The organism is Niallia sp. 03133, assembly GCF_052663225.1.
In genome coordinates this window covers 275,401-297,417 of record NZ_JBQTCY010000004.1, presented here as the reverse complement: position 1 = coordinate 297,417, position 22,017 = coordinate 275,401, and the positions used below count along the sequence as shown (strand labels likewise).

Genomic DNA, 22,017 nt, shown 5'->3' with positions numbered 1-22,017 from the left:
ACGCCCGCCCATGGAAAGCGAAGTGTATGCCTGCTGCGGACTACTCACAAGAAGAACACCACACTTTTCAGGGTAGAAACCCATGCAACCAAATTTGCACCATGGCATGAAAAGAAGCAGCTTCCACTATTTATAGCACAGAGCAGGTTGAATACACGAAGACTCCTGCTTAGAAAGCGAAGTGTATTCAACCTGCGGAACCCTTTTTTAAGGGTAGCCTTTTTAATAAAGAGAAAGATAAAAGGGAAAAATAAAGAGGAAACAGCTTGCTCTCTTTTATTCCATTCTTATTTTTGCTTACCAGATAACTCCGCTTGTGCTTGCTGCACTAATCTTTTTGTTATTTCTCCACCAACTGAACCATTTGATCTTGATACTGTATCTGAGCCTAGCTGAACGCCAAATTCTTGAGCAATTTCATATTTAACGCTATCTAAATATTGTTCTATTCCAGGTACTAAAAGTTTATTTCTTGTAGCCATTTGTTATTTCTCCTTTATAATAAATTTCACAGAAATATTATCTGTATTAATAGTATGGGGGTTTTTCTTTTGTTCATAAGTGGAAAAATTTCGTAGAATGGAAATAGACTCTCCAATTTAATGCTAAATAAAAGCAGGCTTGCATCATGAATGTTGATTTTATATAGAGAAATACTTTCCATATCGAAGAAATGCTTATATGATAGAATAGTAAAAATTAGAAAGGATTTGTTTAAATGCGGAAAACGCTGAAAGAATTGTTGAATAAATTTACTCCTGCACAAATTATCACAGGGTATTATTTATTGGCAGTGAGCGTTTCAGTTTTATTATTATGTTTGCCAGGCGTTCATAAACAAGGAGTATCTGTATCTTTTATGGATACTGTTTTTACCGCGGTAAGTGCCGTAAGTGTAACAGGTTTAACAGTTATTAATATTTCTGAAACATATAGTACATTAGGTGTTTTTATATTGATGTTTGTTTTGCAATTTGGTGGTATCGGTGTAATGACACTTGGAACTTTTTTCTGGATGCTTCTTCGGAAAAAAATCGGTTTAAAAGAAAGGCAGTTAATTATGCTGGATCATAATCAATCTAATTTATCCGGCTTGGTAAATTTAATAAGGGAAATAATTAAACTTATTCTTGTCATAGAATTAATTGGTGCATTGATATTAGGATTGCAGTTTCATCATTATTTTCCATCCTGGAAGGATGCTTTTTTACATGGATTATTTGCTTCAGTAAGTGCAACAACAAATGGAGGATTAGATTTAACCGGATCATCCTTGCTTCCATATGAAAAGGATTATTTTATTCAGTTGGTACATATTATGTTAATAACATTAGGTGCAATTGGATTTCCAGTATTAATTGAAGTGAAAAAATATCTTTTTCCTAAAGAAAATGTACAAATATTCCGTTTTTCGTTATTTACGAAATTAACATCCTTGACTTTTGGGCTATTGCTGGTTTTTGGAACAATTGCAGTGATAGTTATAGAGTGGAATCATTACTATATAGGAATGAACTGGCATCAGATATTTTTTAATGCAATTTTTCATTCTGCTTCCACAAGAAGTGGTGGTTTATCAACAATGGATTTAAATGACTATTCCTTGCCTACTTTATTGATTTTTTGTTTTATGATGTTTGTTGGAGCTTCTCCGAGTTCTGTAGGCGGTGGGATTCGCACAACTACATTGGCATTAAATATTATGTTTATCTACCATTTTGCGAAAGGAAATAAACATATAAAAATCTTTAAAAGGGAAATTCATGAAGATGATATTATAAAATCCCTTGTCGTCACAATTCTTGCAAGTTTTATCTGCATCATGGCAATAATCTTGCTTTCCATTACAGAAAATGCACCATTAATAAAAATAATATTTGAAGTATGTTCCGCATTTGGAACTACTGGTTTATCCCTAGGGTTAACCCCCGAGTTATCGAGTTTGGGAAAATGTATTATTATTGTTTTAATGTTTATCGGCAGAATTGGCTTAACATCCTTTATCTATATTATTGGCGGAAAAGAGAAAAAAGATAATTTCCATTATCCAAAAGAAAGAATTATTATCGGCTAAAAATAAAAATGTCTTCTAAAGGAAAATTATTGTTTGAATGGTAGCTAAAGTGTCTTGTGACTAATAAATGTCACTTGGTGCTTTAGCTTTTTTGTTGTAAAAATAAGGATGGAATAGGCGTGAAAGTACAAGTGAAAAATAGGGGAGTAAGAATAAGAAGGAGTGAACGTCCAGATGAAACGTAAAGCGGAATTTAACGCTGTTAAGAAATATAGTAAAACCCCTAAAAAAAATGTACAAGAAAGTGAATTTTCAACAGAGTTTAGCCAAGGTGAAAATCCTATGAAAGGTGCAAATCGAAATTCCAATCATGGAAGAGAGGGGAAGTAAAATGAAAGAACAGAAGAAAAAGGACAAAGCATCTACTGTTGAATTCGGAATGGAATTTGGAGATATGAATGCAAATAAATTTTACGATGCAGCAGCAAGCAAACAGGCAATGAAAAACAACAAGCAATCAAAAAACAACAAATAAATAAAAAACGAGGCTTCTCTTAAGTGTTGATCCTTAAGAGACAGCCTTGGGCACATTTCATTCAAATAATTTCGCCTTATATCCTTGAAATAGATTACTCCACTTTTTTTGAAGCTGTTGCAATTTCGTTATTTTTAATTCAATAATAGGCTGGGCAAGTGATGTAATCATACTGCTTGACAACAATAAAGTTAATAAAAAGGAAACAGCGATTATCAAAATAAATGATTTTGGCGGGTTTACTAAATCAGTCATGTCGCTCACCCGAAAAATTCGAACGATAAAACCATGCAGTAAATAAACATATAATGTGTTTTTTCCCAGTTTTGTGAAAAAGTACTGTTTGTTAGGCACACAAGCAAAGAAGCAATAAATCATCATACAGCTTAGTACATAAAAGAAAAGTCGAATAAAAATAGCCTGAAATGGATCTTCTGCCAATGATGAATATGATTTAGAACCAAACAGCCATTGGTAGTTAATGGAAGGGGCATGATAAAAGCCGATAAACACTATAATAAACGTTGTAATAGCAGTTAGTCTCGCTTTTTTTGTTCTAATCCATATAAAATGTTCTTTTTTCATATAAAATCCGATTAAAAATAATGGGAAAAATACAAACGTCCTAGTTAAGCTGAGGTAGCTTGTCGTCCAATCTACGAAACCAACAGATAATCCTAATAGCAATGCAATCACAAGACCAAACACTGGCTTTATTTTTGCAAATAAAAGCAGCATCATATTCCAGAAAAATAAACTGATTAAAAACCATAATGACCAATGCGGGTTTAACGGTTCTACATTAAATGTAGATTTACCGTATAGGAAATAATAAAAAACACTGTAAATTAACTGAAAGATAATATATGGCAAGATTAGTTTTTTTGCATATTTTTGGATGTAGCCTTGTTGGTAAATTCCTTTCGCAAAAAATCCAGAAATTAAAATAAAGGCTGGCATATGAAATGTATAAATAACTTTATATAAAGCATAAATACTATTGCTTTCTTTAATAAATGATTGAATAAAGTGGCCAAAGACGACGAAAAAAATCAACAGGAATTTTGCATTATCAAAGTAATATTCACGCTGCTTCATAAATGTCTCCTTTCTTTCTCTTCCCCCTCTTAAAGCTTCCAACGATAGTTACAGTATTTATTTATAGCACAAAAACAGCAGGAATAATCCTGATTCATTCATCTGTTAAATAATTTTCTTTCTTTCTTCATAACCGACATATAAATGTAAGGAAATTGGAGCATTTGTTATATTGTTTCAGCTGAAACTAAAATTTTGCTTAATATTATCTTCTTTGTAATCTAAAAAACATTTCGGAATTCAAAAATATCTTTTTTTTCTTCTAAAAATGTAGAGGTATTTTTAGAATTTTGTAGAATTATGTAATCACTACGTACTCAAGGAGGCTTAGCAGTGACAGGTGTATCTTATATGAAAGAATTACAGCAGTTGCAAAAGAAACTAAGTGATCTTGAACAAGAAAATCTTTATTTAAGAAAATCTTTGTATAAAGAAGAAAAGATGGAGAAAGTGATTCATACTGCTTTCCAGTCAACTGCTGACGGGTTATTGATACTTGATTTAAACGGTGTTATTTTAGAAGCAAATAATTCTATATGCAACATAATGAGAACTAGCCGAAAAAAAATAATTGGCAGAAATGTAACCCACTTTGTTCCTCATGAACAGCGGGAAGAAATAAGGCAGCATATTTCAGGGTTTAAACAAATGAAAACCTATACAAGTTATGTTTTGCCGATTAATAAGAATGAAGGAGAAATTTGTTTAGAAGTTGCTATTAATAAGCTACCCTTTAACCTTGGTTTTCTTGCAGTTATAAGAAATATGACAAAAGATTGGATAGAGGACAAAAAACAGCAGAAACAAGAAATTCTCTATAATGATTTTTTTACAGAAGCGTTGGATGGCATCATATTATGGAAGGAAACAGGTGAAATAGTGTCAGCGAATGAATCAGCACTTCGCATATTTGAAAGCACCTATGAGGAGCTCATTCAAAAAAAATTCAGCGATTTTATTTATAAAAAAGATGAAAAATATGTTTCTATGATTAAAAAATTATACAGAAACAAGTCAAACCGTGAAGAGCTTATGTTTCTAATGCCGAATGGACAAAAAAAATTGTTGGAGTTTACTACAAAGCTTCATTCCGTTGAAGGACTGCACATGAGCATAATCCGCAATGTATCGGAAAGGCATAAAATGGAAATGGAGTTGCGGGAAAGCAAAAGTATGTTTGAGAATATTTTTGAAGAAGTGTTTGACGGAATTATCATTTGGAATGAGGAATTTGAAATCATTGATATGAACAGGGCTGCTGAAAGAATGCTGCTTCGAAAAAAAGAGGAGCTTGTCGGCTTGAATTTATTAAATGTTTTGCCAAATGGGAAAACCATCAATGAGGATATAAAACCAATGCTTTTAGCCTTAAACTTAAAAAACATGGAGCAAAACAGAGGAATTTATACTGCTTCTTTTATAGAAAAAGAATGGAGCCAATTTGAATTTCGCAATAAGCATAATATCTATTCAGGATTAAGTATTACAACATTAAGAGATGTGACGGAAAATGTTGTATTGGAAGAACAACTTAGAAAGTCATCCACCTTAAATGTTATTGGCGAGCTTGCTGCAGGCATTGCTCATGAGATACGAAATCCGATGACTGCATTAAAAGGGTTTATTCAATTATTAGAAAATAATGATCAAACAGATAACAATAAAATGTATTTTTCTGTAATAAAGTCAGAGTTAAACCGAATTGAAATGATAATAAATGAGTTTCTGCTTTTAGCAAAACCTCAAGTCGTTAAGTTTGTCAAAAGCGATTTAACAAAAATCATGAACGAAACATTGGAATTATTGCATGCTCAAGCAGTGTTATATAATGTTCAAATAAAAAAACTATACGATGATTTCCTTCCCTATGCATATTGTGAACCAAATCAAATGAAAAAAGTTTTCATTAATATTATTAAAAATGGTATTGAAGTTTTGGATAACGGTGGGGAAATCCAAGTGAAAATTGAAAAAACTCCGCTCTTTTTTCATATAATGATACAAGATAATGGGAAAGGCATGAGCAAGGAAAAACTGGCTAGATTAGGAGAACCCTTCTATACAACAAAAGAAACTGGAACTGGTTTGGGCTTAATGGTATCTTATCAAATTATTGAAGAGCATAAAGGAAAAATGGAAATAGAGTCTGAAGAAGGTGTGGGAACTACTTTTCATCTTTATATACCGATAAATCAGGGAGAAGGGAATAATTATTAAGAAAAAAGCTTCGGATAAACGTTGTCTTCTATATAAAAGGTATAATGTAGGGAATAAGAAGTTTTTTTTATTAGATGGCGGAACTTTTAATTTATTCCGTTTGGATTAGATAGACCTTGTTGTATAAGCTGAAGGTCTATTTTTATTTGAAAAAAATAAGATTCAAGTGATAAGCTTGACAAAGAATTATAAATTTTATTATTATCTAATTAGATATTTATCTAATTTAAGGAGGAAACGATGCAGCTCGATCGATTAGTTGCTTTTCATAAGACGATAGGTGATCCGACAAGAATAAAAATTATTTCTTTATTGGCTTCAAAGCCATGGAATGGACAAGCATTGGCTGGAAAACTTGGTTTAACAGCGCCGACTATAACACACCATTTAAAAAAATTAAGGGATATAAATGTGGTTTATGAAAGAAGAGATAAAAACACGATTTATTTCTATTTAAATAAATCGGTTATTAGCCAGCAAGCAGATGTTTTATCCAAATTGTTTCAGAATAAACAAGGAGGGAGTTCGATGGAGATTTCAAATGAAGAAAAAGCAAAAATTATTCAAAATTTTTTTACTGCGGATGGCAAACTTAAAAATATACCAGCACAGAGAAAAAAGAAATTAATTGTTTTTAGGCATATAATACGCGGTTTGTCAGCAGGTCAAAAATATGAAGAAAAAGCAATAAATGAATATATACAACAGTTTTTTGATGATTATGCAACCATTAGAAGAGAATTTATTATCAATCATTTTATGTATAGGGAAAATAATGTTTATGAATTAAATCCAGAAGAAATGTGGGCAACCTAATATGGATGAAAACAACAGCGAACCTCCCTAAAATAAGGAGGTTCGGAGTATAGATAAAATATATTTTTGACAATCTATAAAGAATTAACTGTAATAAGATGGTTTTCTGTCTGCAAAAATAGGAATCATTTTCCGCACTTCTTTTACTTTTTCCAACTCAATGTTGCCAAAAACTATTTCCGTTCCTTCTCCTGCCTCTATGATTACTTCTCCCCAAGGATCAATAATCATGCTGTGTCCTGCAAACACATTATTTGGGTCTGTGCCACTGCGATTACAGGCAATAACATAACATTGATTTTCAATAGCCCGTGCAATCAGCAGAGAGCGCCAATGTGCTAAACGAGGCAAAGGCCATTGGGCAACAATAAACAGTGCTTCCGCACCTTTTGTTGTATGTGTGCGAATCCATTCAGGAAAACGAATATCATAACAAATCATCCCTGCAAAATGGTGATTATCCAATGAAAATAATCCATTCGTATTACCGCTTTGCAAATAGATATGTTCATCCATCAACTGGAATAAATGTAATTTATCATATGTATGAACAACTTCCCCGCGATTATTAATAATAATCAAGGTATTATAAATTCCATCCGTTTTTTGATTGGCAATGGACCCGCCAATAAGATGAACATGGTAATCTAAAGCGATTTTTTGCAAAAAGGAAATCGTTTTTTGTGCATTTTTATCTGAAATTTCATTAAGGCGCTTTAAATCATACCCTGTTGTCCACAATTCGGGAAGAACGATAATATCTGGTTTATCAAGGCAAGCTTCCTTTATTTTTTGTTCTGCAACGGAGAAATTCGTTTTTGGATCACCAAAGGAAATATCCATTTGAATAATGCTGATCGATATAGTCATTATTTACACCCTCTATTCCTATTTAGTCAATTACTATAATAATAATCAATTCTCTTTTACAATATGGTATCAGATTTTCGACATACGCTCACTTTACTAGTTTCTTGCATACATGGATGCTCCTTTCCAGGTGAAAGAGGATGAACAAATAAGTACGAATTTAAAGGAAAATATACTACCTATATTTATGTTCTTCGTCCATAGACTTGCATCTCTCATGTCTGTGGCAGCGTCATACTGACGAATATGAATATCCTGCTAAGACATTATAGCTTTTGATACCAAACGTTTGAGATTTACCTGAAGTTGGGAAAATACTTTACCAATACTCTGAAAGCATAGCATATTAATTTTTTTCATTTACACGCTCCTGCTTTCGTTATATCATAAAAATCAAGATAATTAAATATTTTTTGAAAAATAGGTTGCTGCAAATATAACCATGCTAAGCAATCGTGCTGTTTAGCTTTTTTAAAGAATGGCACAGTTAAACGATAATGTTTTTTTGGGGAAGGGAATTTGCGAGGCTCCTGCGGAAATCGAGCGATAAGCTTCGGAAAACCTATTTACATTCATTTTTTAACAATGCTTATTTTCAGGGTAGACATCCATGCTAATAAAATTCGCACCATGGCGCATGAAAAAAGCAGTCTCCCTATTTTATAGTACGGAGCAGCCGGCATATACGAAGACTCCTATGGGATTAGCGGGACAGACGAGACCCCGCAGGAGCAAAGCTCCGAGGAGGCTCGTCGCCCGCCCCATGGAAAGCGAAGTATATGCCGGCTGCGGAACCCTTTTTTCAGGGGAGCCTAATGAATAGAAGAAGGTGGAAAGATGAAAGTTTATTCTCAATCAAAATTATTGGAAAATTTACCTGAACAATTTTTTGCATCCCTTGTTTCCAAAGTTTCTAAGTATGTGGAACAAGGATTTGACGTGATTAATTTAGGACAAGGAAATCCTGATCAGCCAACACCTCCTCATATTGTGAAGAGTATGCAGCAGGCTGTGGCAAAACCAGAAAATCACAAGTATTCACCATTTCGAGGATATACCAAACTCAAAGAAGCAATTGCCAACTTTTATCTTAAAGAATATGGCGTGAAATTGGATGCTTCTTCAGAAGTAGCAATTCTTTTCGGTGGAAAGGCTGGATTGGTAGAAATTCCTCAATGCTTATTAAATGCCGGAGATACTGTATTAGTGCCTGACCCTGGCTACCCAGATTATGTATCGGGTGTTGCTCTTGCGAAAGCGGAGATGCATATGATGCCATTAAGAGAAGAAAATGCATTTTTGCCAAATTACGAGGAACTAAATAAAGATATATTAGATAAAGCAAAGTTAATGTTCTTAAATTATCCCAACAATCCAACAGGTGCTGTCGCAACACAGGCATTTTTTGATAACACCGTTCAATTAAGCAAAGACCATGATATTTGCATCGTCCATGATTTTGCATATGGAGCAATTGGATTCGATGGAAAAAAACCGATCAGTTTTTTACAAAGTGAAGGTGCAAAAGATATTGGAATTGAAATATATACATTATCAAAAACATTTAATATGGCAGGTTGGCGTGTTGGTTTTGCCGTTGGGAATGCAAGTGTAATAGATGCAATTAATTTATATCAAGACCATCTTTATGTAAGTTTATTTGGAGCAGTGCAAGAAGCGGCAGTCACTGCATTAACCAGTTCCTTGGATTGTGTAGAGCAGTTAAACAGCTGTTATGAAAGCAGAAGAAATGTTTTTGTAGATGGCTTAAAAGACATCGGGTGGGATGTGAATGCTCCTGCTGGCTCCTTTTTTGCTTGGTTAAAAGTACCAGAAGGTTTTACTTCGGAAGAATTCACCGATTATCTATTAGATAAAGCTAATATCGCTGTAGCGCCAGGCGTTGGGTTTGGCGAATTTGGGGAAGGCTATGTTCGGGCCGGTTTGTTAACATCAGAGGAAAGGCTATTGGAAGCTGTTAATCGACTAGAGAAACTGCCTATTTTTCACAGCATTTCTGCAGCCAGTGCAAAAAAGTAAATCGACTTTTTAAGAAGTATTGAATTCTATTAAAATGAAAGCTGCTATCTTTTGTTAGCAGTTTTTTCATTAAAATAGAAGAAAGAGAATCTTTTCTAGTCAGTCAAAAAGATGAAAACCCTTTCAATTTTATAGCTATTCATGACTAGTTTTGTAAAAATACATGTCGAAAGCAGAGTAATTCGATGAAGAATACAGTTAAATATACCTATTTTTAGAAAAAAATTGTCTAATATTGCGAATCTATTTACTTTTATATAAATTCTTGTAATAATTCATCAAGTAAACTAATTTTAGGTAACTAATTAGTATTTTTGAATGGATTAGGAGGAAATGTGGTGCGATGTAAGGAGAAAGAGATAATACTTGCTATTCAAAAGAAAAGGGAGGTTATGATAATTTCTGCAAAAGAGACGGGATATACAAGCCCTGAAACGATTAAACATAGCCAAGAGTTGGATGAGTTAATTTTTGAATACCAAATTGCTTATCGGCAAAAGAAGGCAAAAAGATTGTTTGTAAAGGAGTTACATAAACAGTCGATGATCGTGTGGCCAAAACACCTTGTATATAAACATGGAGATATTATGAAATCTTATAATTAATAATATTTAACAAGTAATATAATATGTATTAATTGATGATAGGGTTTATTCATATTTTATATTTAATAATAGATGTTTTGTTTAAATCCTTTTCCTTTATATTATTATGGAATGTAAAATTACAGGAGTGTAAAACATGTTCAAAAACGATGGGAATAACCTTCATGTCATGAAGGGGAAGGGCAGATTATTGATAAAGTTTTCAAATCTATGCCCTTTTATTTTGTTTATTCTTTTGAATAGAAAGTCATCTTACCGATTTTTTAAACTTCAAGATAATTTCCTCGTATATTAAATTCACTTTAATCATGTTTATCTTATACATGGAAAAAAGGAAAAAGGACTACTATATTAGCCTAATCCCCTCCCGAAAAAAAGTGTTATTCAGCTATTGGCAAGATAATATCTACTCTTGTTCCATGATTTTTTTTGCTTGATATAAATATTTCTCCATTAAAGGATTGAATAATTCTTTTGCAAACGATAAGACCTAATCCTGTTCCGGTATCTTTAGATGTATAAAATGGTTCAAAAACCTTTTTCAACTGCGCATTAGAAATTCCCACACCGTTATCGGATATGGTGATTATAACCTCCTTGTGATGAGCGGCGGCAGATAAACTTAAATCACCGCCATTTACCATTGCTTCAAATGCATTTTTGGAAATGTTTAATATAACTTGTTTCAGTTGGTCAGATGTACATAAAATAGGGATTTTTCTTTCTACAATAGAAAAATTGCAATTAACATTATGAAAATTTGCTTCAGATTGTATTAAAGGCTTAAGCTCTGAGATAATTGTATGTAAATCAATTATTTCTTTCTTTAAAGCGGTTGGTTTTCCTAAAAAAAGAAACTGGCTGACGATTTCATTAATTCTATTGATTTCTGTTTGAATGATAGAAAAATAAAATTGATCTTCATTTGATGTATATTTTTCCGTTAATAATTGGATTAATCCTTTTATTCCCGTCAAAGGGTTTCGAATTTCATGTGCTGAACTTGCTGCTAGCTTACCGACTAATTCTAGTTTCTGAAGTTCATTTTGTTTTTGTTCAAACTTCGTTTTTTTGCGCAGCAAATAAAATTGAAGCAATAAAAAAACTAAATGGCTGCATACTAGACAAAAAAATAGAAAGATGCTGCTTTTTTTAATAATAGTAGCTTTATTGATCTCTTTAATTTCCACTTGTATCTTCCAAGGAAGATGATCAATAGGGACAGAAATGGTTTTTTTGTTTGAAGCAATATAAGCATTTACATTCATGATGCTTTCATTATTAGCATTAAGGATGGCTATATTTTCATTAGGAGTTAGGATTCTCATAATATTTAATAAATAGTCCACTCGTAAGTATACAACTAGTATATACTCTAACTTTTTATTTGCATTCATTATTGGTTTTGCCAACCCTATTACTATTTGACCATTGTTTAACATTTGCTGCTTATTGGATATAACAGTGTCTTTGGTTTTAATGACCTCTTCCAAATAATCTGTATTAGAGATAGATGCAATGTTATTATCAGAACCGGTTAACACGCTGCCGGAAGAATCTAATAAATATATTCCTCCGTATGTCGATTCCTGTTTTAGTACATTTTGAAGGAGTTTTTGCGTTTTTTTCCATGATTCTTTATTTGTTTCTAGTGAGATGCTTAATGTATTTAATGATGAAACCGTTTTATTAATAAAGGAATCCCATTGTTTTTGATGGATTGTTCCAATCCAGCTTGCATTATTTCTTTGTCGTTTTATTTCTTCTTTTATGCTTTTATCTATATAAAAATAGGATGCAATTAAAACAGGTAAAACAGCTATTAAAATGTATTGTACGATTAATTGATTTATTTTCATTTTTTGTTCTTCTCCACAAAATCCTACTCTTTTTAAAGGCAAAAGGATATTTTTTTGAATATAGATTGTTGTCTAGATCCAAGATACATAAACGTGTCTGCTTAATCTGCCAGCCCTTATAATGGCCCAAAACGTTTGTGCCACTTTATTCCACTTTTAACGGGTAGTAAGACCTTCACCTCAAGATGCTGAGGAATCGAGGAAGCTAGGTGGGAGATAACTGCCCGTAAAGGTCCGATATTAGGTACACATACTAAGGTTGCCACTTCCTGTGTGTGGGAACGTTTGTGTGATCCACATCCTTTGGACCGCAACCTTTCCATCAGTGGGGGAGGAAGGAAATCCCACTGATGGAAAGGTTCTCTTTATTATAGCATGGAAAAAGGAAAGCACAATCTGCGCATAAAGCATCTACCAAGTTAGTATTATTTTTATATAAGGCTCTGTTAAACGGTAATGTTGTTTTAGGGAAGGGAATTTGCGAGACCCCTGTTTAAAAAACGGGCAGGCAAGACCCCGCATAGAGGTACGGAGGCCATTTGCCGGTTCGTCCCTAGAAAGCGAGCTGATTCCCTGACCATTTAAAATCAACACTGAAATTTAACAGAGCCTTATATAAAGGAAGGTTGACATTTTAACTGCAGAATTGACTTCAAAAAGAGAAATTAGTATAATTAATTTGAATTCAAGACAATTTATACTAAAAGGAATGAATAGGAAATGAGTAATGAAGATATTAATCAATCGTTAAAACTATTTATTGTTTTATCAAGAGCCTATCGGGCGATTAATGAAAATGTGAATAAATTAATTCAAACATATGGACTAAATCCAACTGAATTTGCAGTAATGGAATTGCTGTATCATAAGGGAGACCAGCCTTTACAGCAAATTGGCGGCAAAATCTTACTGGCAAGCGGCAGTATCACATATGTTGTAGATAAATTAGAAGAAAAAGGCTACTTAAAAAGGGTGGCATGTCCATCTGATCGAAGAGTAACATTTGCCCAAATAACGGATGCGGGAAAAGAAATGATCGAATCGATTTTTCCTAATCACGAGGAAAAAATACATGAACTAATGTCTGAACTGTCAAAGGAAGAAAAAGCGACAGTAATTGAATTGGTAAAAAGATTAGGGCTTTCTATTGCAAGCAAATAATAAGATATAATATGAAAATTTTCAACTATATCATTTTTACAAAGAGAGGGAATAGGGCGACTATTTTCCTCTTTTTGATTTGTAAAATAAATCGTGTATAAATTATATTTATAAAATAGTTTGCAGGAAAATGAAGAGACAATGTGTAATATGTATAGGGATATATAAAGTGCCAATTCTTAAAAGGCTGCCCATTAGGGACGATATTTGAGAAGCAATCTGCAGGGATAAACGAAGTCATTTATACAAAAATAGTTTGGGTGAAAAATACATATATTATCTGTATGCGAAATCAAATGGAATAGTGGAGGAGAAGTGAAATGAAATTCTCAGAATTTGCTTATGAAAGACCACAAATAGAAAAGATTACAAAAGAGTTTGAAAAACTATTAGCAAAGTTTAAACAAGCGTCCAATGAAATGGAGCAAATAGAAATAATAGAACAGATTAATAGTATCCGCAATGATGTAGCGACAATGTGCAATATATGTTATATCCGTCATTCAGTTGATACAAATGATGCTTTTTATCAAAAGGAACAGGATTTTTTGGATGATTTTTCTCCACAAATAGAAGGATTGATTACTAAATATTACGAGGAGCTTGTTCAATCGCCATTTAGAGAAGGATTAGAAAAAAAGTGGGGAAAACAGCTGTTTGCTTTAGCAGAAGCTCAGTTAAAAGTCTTTTCAGAAGAAGTTGTTCCATTGCTTCAGCGGGAAAATAAGCTGTCAACTGAATACACAAAACTGCTTGCATCATCGAAAATTATGTTTGACGGTGAAGAAAGAACATTAGCTCAAATGGAGCCGTTTACCCAATCAAATGATCGTCGTATTAGAAAAGAAGCAAACACTGCAAGATTCGCTTTTTTTGCCGAAAATGAAGAGACATTAGATCGAATTTACGATGATATGGTAAAAGTGCGTACGGAAATTGCGAATAAGCTAGGATACAATAATTTTGTCGAATTAGCATATTATCGTATGTATCGAACAGATTATAATGCAGACATGGTCGCTAATTTTAGAAATCAAGTACATCAATTTATTGTTCCTATAGCTACAGAGTTAAAAAAGAGACAGAAGAAAAGGATAGGAGTAGAAGAATTAAAATACTATGATGAGTCGCTAAACTTTTTATCTGGAAATGCTGTACCAAAGGGTGACCCTGATTGGATCATTGAAAATGGGCAAAAAATGTATGATGAATTATCAAAAGAAACGGGTGCTTTCTTTTCTTATTTAAAAGAAAACGAATTAATGGATTTAGTAGCCAAAAAAGGAAAAGCCGGTGGTGGCTATTGCACCTTTATTGAAAACTATAAAGCACCATTTATCTTTTCAAATTTTAATGGAACATCTGGTGATATTGATGTCTTAACACATGAAGCAGGCCATGCTTTTCAAGTGTACAGCAGCGGTAAATTTGATATCCCGGAATATTATTGGCCTACATATGAAGCAGCAGAAATTCATTCTATGAGCATGGAATTTTTTACGTGGCCGTGGATGGATTTATTCTTTAAAGAAGATGCGGATAAATATAAATTTGCTCATTTAAGCTCCGCACTCTTATTTTTGCCTTATGGTGTTTCAGTAGATGAATTTCAGCACTGGGTGTATGAAAATCCAGAAGCATCACCGATAGAAAGAAAACAAGCATGGAGAAATATTGAAAGAAAATATATGCCTCATAAGGATTATGATGGCAATGAATTTTTAGAAAATGGTGGGTTTTGGCAAAGACAGCTTCATATATATACTTCTCCTTTTTATTATATTGATTATACGCTTGCTCAAATTTGCGCATTTCAATTCTGGAAACGATCAAGAGAAAATAAAGAAGATGCATGGAATGATTATGTAAAACTTTGTGAATTAGGAGGCAGCCTGCCATTTACAGAGCTTGTTAAAGAAGCGAATTTATTATCTCCATTTGAAGAAGGATCCATTGAATCTGTTATTGGAGAAATAGATAAGTGGCTGGGTTCTATAGATGATACGAAACTGTGATAATAATTTCCGTACTTATAACGCTGTCTGCTTTAACTAATAAAGAACTGACTCAACGAGTCAGTTCTTTATTTATGATTAAGGAAAGTCGTAGTTTACATTATATTTTTACAGCATCACCTTTCGTGTTCCAATGTTTCTTCCACGATAAATTTGCTATCATTAAAATACCGAAAGCGGCTAAACCAATGAAGGAAAAGGTAAGGAATCCTGATGAATATGTACCTGTAACCTGTTTTAATGTACCTAAAATATTCGGAAGGAAGAAGCCGCCGATTCCACCAGCTGCACCAACAATCCCAGTTACCATTCCAATTTCCTTTTGAAAGCGCTGAGGAACTAATTGGAATACTGCGCCATTTCCCATTCCTAAACACATCATACCAATAAAAAGTAAAGCAATAACAAGGCCAAGAGCAGGAAGAAGGCTAACGCCCATCATGCATATTGCTGCAATAATAAACAAAGTGGATAGTAATTTGACTCCTCCAATTCGGTCGGCAATAAAGCCGCCAACTGGTCGGAAAAAGCTCCCAGCTGCAACACATAATGTAACAAAATCACCAGCTTGTACGGAAGTCAACTGATATTCATCTACAAAGAAAATACTTAAAAAGCTTGCTAATCCAACAAAGCCGCCAAATGTTACCCCATACAGAAGACAAAAGAACCATGTATCTTTAAATTTAAACACATTGAAATAATTAGCGATAGGCTCAGGCTTTGGCTGAGAAGGTGCGTTTTTCGCTAAAACAGTAAACAATATAAAAACAATGACTAAAGGTATAAGAGCAAATCCCATTACACTATGCCAGCCAAAATGCACTGCTAAACGAGGTCCAAATAATGTTGCGATTAACGTTCCACTATTACCGGCACCAGCAATTCCCATTGCCAACCCTTGTAAATGAGGCGGGTACCAACGGCTCGTCATAGGCAAAGCAACAGAGAAGCTAGCTCCAGCTACTCCTAATAAAATGCCGATTGCATATAGTTCAGGAAGAGACTTACCTGCTAAAAATCCCCAAATCAACGGGATCATCGAGACTAACATTCCGATAGTCGCAGTTTTTTTTGGTCCAATTCGATCCGTTAAAATACCTAAAACGATCCGGAAAAAAGAGCCTGCTAATGTAGGAATCGCAACAATAAATCCTTTTTGTGCTGGTGTTAAACCAAACTCTTGAGAAATAAATACACCCAGTGCACCAAGCATAACCCAAATCATAAAACTAATATCAAAATACAAAAAAGACGAGAGCAGTGTTTTCGGATGTCCAGTTTTTCTTAATTCAGATAATTTCATTTTTATATCCTCCTTGGTATTTAATAATGCAAGCAATAGGGACAATTATGTCATCCAATATTACTTTAAAGTGGTAAACTAATAAATAATTTACATGTTTTGATTATAGTAGAGGGATGATATTTGGAAAAGGTTTGTGTAAGAATATCTGACGTAGTATTTTTTGAACATTTGCACAGTGGAAAAAATATAAAAAAAGTACATAAAGAATAAATGCTGTTGTAATAACATTTTAAGCGGTTTCAAGGAAAGTATATTGTTAGATTATCTGACATGTTTATTTTCCGAAAATTTAAATTATGAAATAATAGAAATCATGTATTCTATTTATTACATTTAATTATTGAAAAAAGCAGGGGGTTATAAGTGATGGTGAAACAGAAACTTGTAGTAATAGGGAATGGGATGGCAGGAGTAAGGTGTGTGGAGGAAATCATAAAAAATGACCCTGAAAACACATTTCAAATCACTATTATTGGAAGCGAGCCTCATGCAAATTACAATCGGATTTTATTATCTTCTGTTTTACAGGGGGATATTTCCATCCAAGATATTATATTAAATGACGATATTTGGTATAAAGAACACTTTATTACTCTTTGCAAAGGGGAAAGTGTCATCAAAGTTAATCCAACTGAACAATATGTCTTAACAGATAAACAAAACAAACTATTGTACGATAAGCTTATTTTTGCTACAGGATCTTTGCCATTTGTGCTGCCCCTTCCAGGAAGCTCAAAAGAAGGAGTTATTGCATTTCGAACGATTGAGGACTGTGAAAAAATAATCGATTCTTCGAAAAAATATAAAAAGGCAATGGTCATCGGTGGTGGCTTGTTAGGACTGGAAGCAGCGAGAGGGCTCCTTAATCTTGGAATGAAGGTTGACGTCGTGCATAATGGAGAATATTTAATGCAAAGGCAATTAGACAAAACCGCATCTAAGCTTTTGCAAAAAGAGCTTGAATTCCAAGGCATGAATTTTTTGTTAGGAAAGCAATCAGAAGAAATCCTAGGAAGCACTCGTGTGGAGGGAATTCGCTTTAATGATGGAACTGAAAAGGAAGCGGATTTAATTGTGTTTGCGGTTGGAGTTATTCCGAACATCAAATTAGCGAAAGAAACTGGACTGGAAACAAATAGAGCGATTATTGTAAATGATTATATGGAAACTAGCATCCCTAATATTTATGCTGTTGGGGAATGCGTAGAACATAGAGGAATGGTTTATGGTCTTGTGAAGCCCCTTTACGAGCAAGGGCAAGTTTTAGCGCAAAGAATCTGCGGAATCAATGGAGAACCATACAAAAGCTCCATTCTTTCTACTAAATTAAAAATATCCGGCATCGATGTTTTTTCTGTTGGAAACGTATACGAAGGGGAAAATACAAAATCAATCAAAGTTTTTGATGAAGTGGATGGAGTTTATAAAAAAGTTTTATTGGAAGATGATCAAGTCGTTGGAGCTATTTTATTTGGAGATACAAGATTAAGTGCAAAAATACAGGACATGGTGCTGAAGAAAAAAGATATACATCAATTAGATAGACAGGAATTGTACCAAATGAAAGAGGATGGAGCAAATTCATTTGCTGCAATGCTTCAAAGCGAGATGATTTGCAATTGCAACGGCGTGACAAAAGGTAACATTATAGAAGCAGTACAAGAAAAAGAGTTAACAACAGTAGAGGAAGTAAAGCAATGTACAAAAGCTTCCGCTTCATGCGGCGGCTGTAAATCCTTGGTTGGAGATTTATTGCACTATATTCACAGTGGTGACTTTCATGAGAAAATTGAAAAAAAATCGATGTGTGATTGTACGTCTTTAACAGAAGAAGAAGTAGTGCATGAAATGCAAGTTCAAAATATTATGTCGGTTCAAGAGGTAATGACGAAGCTCCATTGGAAAAATGTTGGCGGCTGTTCAAAATGTGCACCCGCACTTCAGTATTATTTAGGAATGATTTATCCTGAATATGAAAATGTTCAAGGAGTATTCTATGAAAATGAAAATATAAATGCCATTATGCAAAATGATGGCACATACACAATCATTCCTCAAATGCATGGAGGAATGACGAATGGAGAACAATTACAAAAAATAAGCGATTGTATTAAAAAATATAAGATTGATCAAGTAGCTGTCACAAGTGAACAAAGAATCCACTTAATGGGCATTGCAAAAGAACAGCTGCTGGATATATGCCTTCAATTGGATATGCCATTAACTTCTACATTTGGAAACACTGTTCACCCGATTAAAACATGTATTGGAGAGCATATTTGCACATGTGAGAAACAAAAATCGCTGCAGTTAGCTGTTCAACTGGAAAAACAAACTGCCTCTCTCCCTACTCCTTACCGTGTGAAAATGGGAGTTTCATCCTGCATGCATAATGGAGCAGGTTCTACAACAAAAGATATCGGCATAATTGGCATTGCTAGAGGATGGGAAATCTATGTCGGCGGCAGCAGTGGAAGGGATGCACGAGCAGGAGAATTATTATGTGTTGCATCGAAGGAAGAAGAAACGATAGAAATCATTGCTGGATTTATTCAGTACTATCGAGAAACAGCGAATTATTTAGAAAGAACTTGGCAGTGGATAGAAAGAGTGAATTTAGTTCATATTAGAGAGGTTTTATTCGATCAAGATATTAGAAGACTTTTAATAAATCGATTAGAGAAAGAAATGCAGGTAAGAAAAAGCTATGTGGAAAAGACTTTACTATAAAGTGAAGCTTTCCATCAGTGGGGGGTTCTTCATCCCCCACCTAGCTTTCTCGATTTCCGGGCATCTTGAGGTGGAGGTTTTACTGCCAGTTTAGAGTGGGATAAAAGTGTTCCGTATTTTTAATATGCAGCATAGCAGCAATTGAATATACAATCGGCATTATATAAACGCGTGTCATTCCAAGCTAGGGTCAAGGATAGGGTAAGTCCGATGATGGAATAATCATTCAACAAGCATCATGCTAGTTTCGTAATTAAATCTTAGAATGAAAGAGAGGAAGTATGATAATGACGGAAATGTTATTAAAGTATTTTCGAACACAACAAAAGGAAGCTCAATCAGAAAAAAGATTCAATACTCAATGTCCGTTTTGCAGTATGCAATGTAAAATGCAATTAGTGGAAGAATCCATCGTTTCCCGAAAAAAATATACAGTGACGGGGATAGACAATCCAACATCTGAGGGTCGTTTATGCATAAAAGGTTTGAATGCACATCAGCATGTTTTTCAGCATGACCGAATTAAATACCCCTTATTAAAAGTGAATGGTGAGTTTGTACGCATCACATGGAGGGAAGCGTTAAATACTATCAAGCAAAATTTCACGCAAATTCAAAAAGAGGATGGGAAGAATGCGTTGGCGGTATATGGGAGCGCCTCTATTACCAATGAAGAAGCTTATTTATTAGGAAAGTTTGCACGTGTTGCATTGCAAACAAAGTATATTGATTATAATGGACGCTTATGCATGTCAGCAGCTGCAACGGCGGCAGCTCAAAGCTTTGGTATGGATAGAGGATTAACGAATACATTGGCAGAAGTTCCTTTTACACGGGTCATTATTTTAGCCGGAACAAATATTGTAGAATGCCAGCCAACGATTATTCCATATTTTGAAAAAGCAAAGGAAAACGGTTGTTTTATTATTGCGATTGATCCTCGTGAAACAGCAACAACGAAATTAGCTGATTTACATTTAAAGGTAAAACCAGGAGCAGATGCTGCATTAGCAAATGGACTTTTAAAAGTAATCTTGGACGAAAACTTAGTAGATGAAACGTTTATTAAAGAAAAAGCAACTGGATTTGAAGAAGTGAAACAATATATTTCCACCCTTGATCTAAATGAAATTGCCGAATGGACTGGTGTACCTGTCCAAGCAATCTATAAAGCTGCAACGAAATTTGCCAAAGAAGAATCAGGAATGATTTTTACAGCTAGAGGAATAGAACAGCAGACAGATGGAGTAGCGGCAGTTAGGAACTTTTTAAATATTGTAATTGCCACTGGAAAAATTGGAAAGATGTATTCCGGCTATGGTGCCGTTACTGGACAAGGAAACGGACAGGGAGCAAGAGAACATGGCCAAAAGGCGGACCAATTGCCTGGATATCGCAGTATCGAAAATGAAGAACATCGAGCTTATATTGCAGATGTATGGGGAATAAAGAAAGAAGATATTCCTAGAAAAGGTGTATCCGCATATGAAATGTTTGAAAAAGCAGATCAAGGTGAAATAACGGGAATGTTTCTTATGTGCTCCAATCCAATTGTTTCTAATCCAAATGCCAATCTTGTCAAAAGAGCATTAAAGAAATTAAAGTTTTTCGTTGCAGTGGATATGTTTGTTTCGGAAACGGCAAAACTAGCAGATTTAATATTGCCTACATCCTCCTATCTCGAGGACGAAGGGACGATGACAAATTTAGAAGGCAGAGTCATGCTGCGGGAAGCAAGTCGTCCATGTCCAGGAGAGGTAAAGCATGACTGGCAGATTATTTGCGAAATAGCAAACGTACTTGGAAAAGGAGAGTACTTTTCTTATACAAAAGCAGAGGACATATTCAATGAGTTGAGAAAAGCAAGCAAAGGAGGAATTGCAGATTATTCTGGCATAACTTATGAGCGAATAAAAAAAGAAAAAGGAATATTATGGCCATGTTCTGATACAAATCAAAGTGGAACTGCACGGTTATTTGAAAATGGCTTTGCACATGAAGATGGAAAAGCGAAGATGGTGGCAGTGGAAAATATACCGGTTGTTCCAAAAGAGAGCATAAGCATGGAATTTCCGCTGTATTTGACGACAGGAAGGGTTATGGCGCAATATTTAACCGGCGTACAAACTCGAAAAAGCGCTTCTTTATCTGCAAGAAACTTTGAATCCTATATGGAGATTCATCCAGCAACAGCTGAGAAATATAATATTTCAAATAATGTATTGGTGAAAGTGGAGTCAAAACGGGGTAGTATCGTAGTAAGAAGCAAATGGTCAGATAAAATTAGACAAGATACAGTATTTGTACCTATTCATTGGGCAGGGTCTCAAAATGTAAATATATTAATCGCTGGAGATTTGGATCCTACTTGTAAAATGCCTGGATTCAAAGTAAGTGCTGTAAAAGTAAGCTCTTTATAAAATAAAAATTCAAAATAATAACTGCACACTTATGTCGTAAATAAAGACATAGTGTGTTTTTTTTTTTGAATTTCATTTTCTTCCTATTTTCCAGAAAAAAATGATGTGATTTTCTAAAAAAAAATGAGTTTTGAAAGGGGATACAATGTGAATGTTTCAATGTTTTTTTAAATTTGTATTTTTCGAAAAGAAAAAAAATTTCAAAAAAGTGTGTCAGAAAATATAACAAGTATATTAAAAACATCTTTTAATTATGATAAAGTGAATTAAACAAGTATTTGAAAAACATCTTTTAATGATAACAAGTTAAGGGAGTTTTAAAGGGGAG

General features: G+C 34.0%; 16 protein-coding genes. 11 read left to right on the top strand and 5 right to left on the bottom strand.

Annotated elements, in window-relative coordinates; genetic code table 11:
* Positions 1 to 287 precede the first annotated feature (287 nt).
* The gene (locus tag ACTYBU_RS07810; RefSeq protein ID WP_445488611.1) at positions 288 to 482 is read right to left on the bottom strand and encodes a small, acid-soluble spore protein, alpha/beta type; all 195 of its coding nucleotides are present in this window, start codon (positions 480 to 482) and stop codon (positions 288 to 290) included.
* Between the two features lie 236 nt (positions 483 to 718).
* On the opposite strand from ACTYBU_RS07810, the gene ACTYBU_RS07805 reads away from it, so the two are divergent.
* The 3 genes from ACTYBU_RS07805 to ACTYBU_RS07795 all read left to right on the top strand — a co-directional run bounded on the left by ACTYBU_RS07805 (position 719) and on the right by ACTYBU_RS07795 (position 2,549).
* Positions 719 to 2,074, top strand: a complete 1,356-nt coding sequence (locus ACTYBU_RS07805) for a TrkH family potassium uptake protein (RefSeq protein ID WP_445488609.1) — start codon at positions 719 to 721, stop codon at positions 2,072 to 2,074.
* Positions 2,075 to 2,248: 174 nt separating this feature from the next.
* Complete coding sequence (locus tag ACTYBU_RS07800) at positions 2,249 to 2,404, top strand: hypothetical protein (protein WP_445488607.1); 156 nt, start codon at positions 2,249 to 2,251, stop codon at positions 2,402 to 2,404.
* A 1-nt stretch (position 2,405) separates the two neighbouring features.
* On the top strand, positions 2,406 to 2,549 hold the full coding sequence (locus tag ACTYBU_RS07795; RefSeq protein ID WP_445488605.1) for a hypothetical protein: 144 nt from the start codon (positions 2,406 to 2,408) through the stop codon (positions 2,547 to 2,549).
* Positions 2,550 to 2,606: 57 nt separating this feature from the next.
* Here the strand turns inward: ACTYBU_RS07795 and ACTYBU_RS07790 are convergent, their stop codons facing one another.
* Entirely contained in the window at positions 2,607 to 3,647 is a 1,041-nt protein-coding gene (locus ACTYBU_RS07790; RefSeq protein ID WP_445488603.1) for an acyltransferase family protein, read from the bottom strand.
* A gap of 333 nt (positions 3,648 to 3,980) precedes the next feature.
* On the opposite strand from ACTYBU_RS07790, the gene ACTYBU_RS07785 reads away from it, so the two are divergent.
* Together ACTYBU_RS07785 and ACTYBU_RS07780 are read left to right on the top strand one after the other, a co-directional pair.
* A complete protein-coding gene (locus ACTYBU_RS07785) occupies positions 3,981 to 5,864 on the top strand; it encodes a PAS domain S-box protein (RefSeq protein WP_445488601.1) in 1,884 nt (627 codons plus the stop codon).
* Positions 5,865 to 6,104: 240 nt separating this feature from the next.
* Entirely contained in the window at positions 6,105 to 6,680 is a 576-nt protein-coding gene (locus ACTYBU_RS07780) for a DUF2087 domain-containing protein (RefSeq protein WP_445488599.1), read from the top strand.
* 84 nt (positions 6,681 to 6,764) lie between these two features.
* Here the strand turns inward: ACTYBU_RS07780 and ACTYBU_RS07775 are convergent, their stop codons facing one another.
* Complete coding sequence (locus ACTYBU_RS07775) at positions 6,765 to 7,550, bottom strand: carbon-nitrogen family hydrolase (RefSeq protein ID WP_445488597.1); 786 nt, start codon at positions 7,548 to 7,550, stop codon at positions 6,765 to 6,767.
* A gap of 837 nt (positions 7,551 to 8,387) precedes the next feature.
* Between ACTYBU_RS07775 and ACTYBU_RS07770 the strand changes: the two genes are divergently transcribed.
* Together ACTYBU_RS07770 and ACTYBU_RS07765 are read left to right on the top strand one after the other, a co-directional pair.
* On the top strand, positions 8,388 to 9,590 hold the full coding sequence (locus ACTYBU_RS07770) for a pyridoxal phosphate-dependent aminotransferase (protein WP_445488595.1): 1,203 nt from the start codon (positions 8,388 to 8,390) through the stop codon (positions 9,588 to 9,590).
* Between the two features lie 338 nt (positions 9,591 to 9,928).
* Positions 9,929 to 10,195, top strand: a complete 267-nt coding sequence (locus ACTYBU_RS07765; RefSeq protein WP_445488593.1) for a Spo0E family sporulation regulatory protein-aspartic acid phosphatase — start codon at positions 9,929 to 9,931, stop codon at positions 10,193 to 10,195.
* A gap of 380 nt (positions 10,196 to 10,575) precedes the next feature.
* Here ACTYBU_RS07765 and ACTYBU_RS07760 read toward each other — a convergent pair whose 3' ends face one another.
* Positions 10,576 to 12,054, bottom strand: coding sequence for an ATP-binding protein (locus ACTYBU_RS07760; RefSeq protein WP_445488591.1), 1,479 nt, complete (start codon positions 12,052 to 12,054; stop codon positions 10,576 to 10,578).
* Positions 12,055 to 12,774: 720 nt separating this feature from the next.
* Between ACTYBU_RS07760 and ACTYBU_RS07755 the strand changes: the two genes are divergently transcribed.
* On the top strand, positions 12,775 to 13,215 hold the full coding sequence (locus tag ACTYBU_RS07755; protein ID WP_445488589.1) for a MarR family winged helix-turn-helix transcriptional regulator: 441 nt from the start codon (positions 12,775 to 12,777) through the stop codon (positions 13,213 to 13,215).
* Between the two features lie 320 nt (positions 13,216 to 13,535).
* On the top strand, positions 13,536 to 15,230 hold the full coding sequence (locus ACTYBU_RS07750; RefSeq protein WP_445488587.1) for a M3 family oligoendopeptidase: 1,695 nt from the start codon (positions 13,536 to 13,538) through the stop codon (positions 15,228 to 15,230).
* A gap of 100 nt (positions 15,231 to 15,330) precedes the next feature.
* Here ACTYBU_RS07750 and ACTYBU_RS07745 read toward each other — a convergent pair whose 3' ends face one another.
* On the bottom strand, positions 15,331 to 16,536 hold the full coding sequence (locus ACTYBU_RS07745; RefSeq protein ID WP_445488585.1) for a nitrate/nitrite transporter: 1,206 nt from the start codon (positions 16,534 to 16,536) through the stop codon (positions 15,331 to 15,333).
* A gap of 369 nt (positions 16,537 to 16,905) precedes the next feature.
* Between ACTYBU_RS07745 and nirB the strand changes: the two genes are divergently transcribed.
* Both nirB and nasC read left to right on the top strand, forming a co-directional pair.
* On the top strand, positions 16,906 to 19,269 hold the full coding sequence (nirB, locus tag ACTYBU_RS07740) for a nitrite reductase large subunit NirB (protein ID WP_445488583.1): 2,364 nt from the start codon (positions 16,906 to 16,908) through the stop codon (positions 19,267 to 19,269).
* Between the two features lie 287 nt (positions 19,270 to 19,556).
* Positions 19,557 to 21,689: an assimilatory nitrate reductase catalytic subunit NasC gene (gene nasC, locus ACTYBU_RS07735; RefSeq protein WP_445488580.1), complete on the top strand. Its 2,133-nt coding sequence runs from the start codon at positions 19,557 to 19,559 to the stop codon at positions 21,687 to 21,689.
* The last annotated feature ends 328 nt before the right edge of the window (positions 21,690 to 22,017 follow it).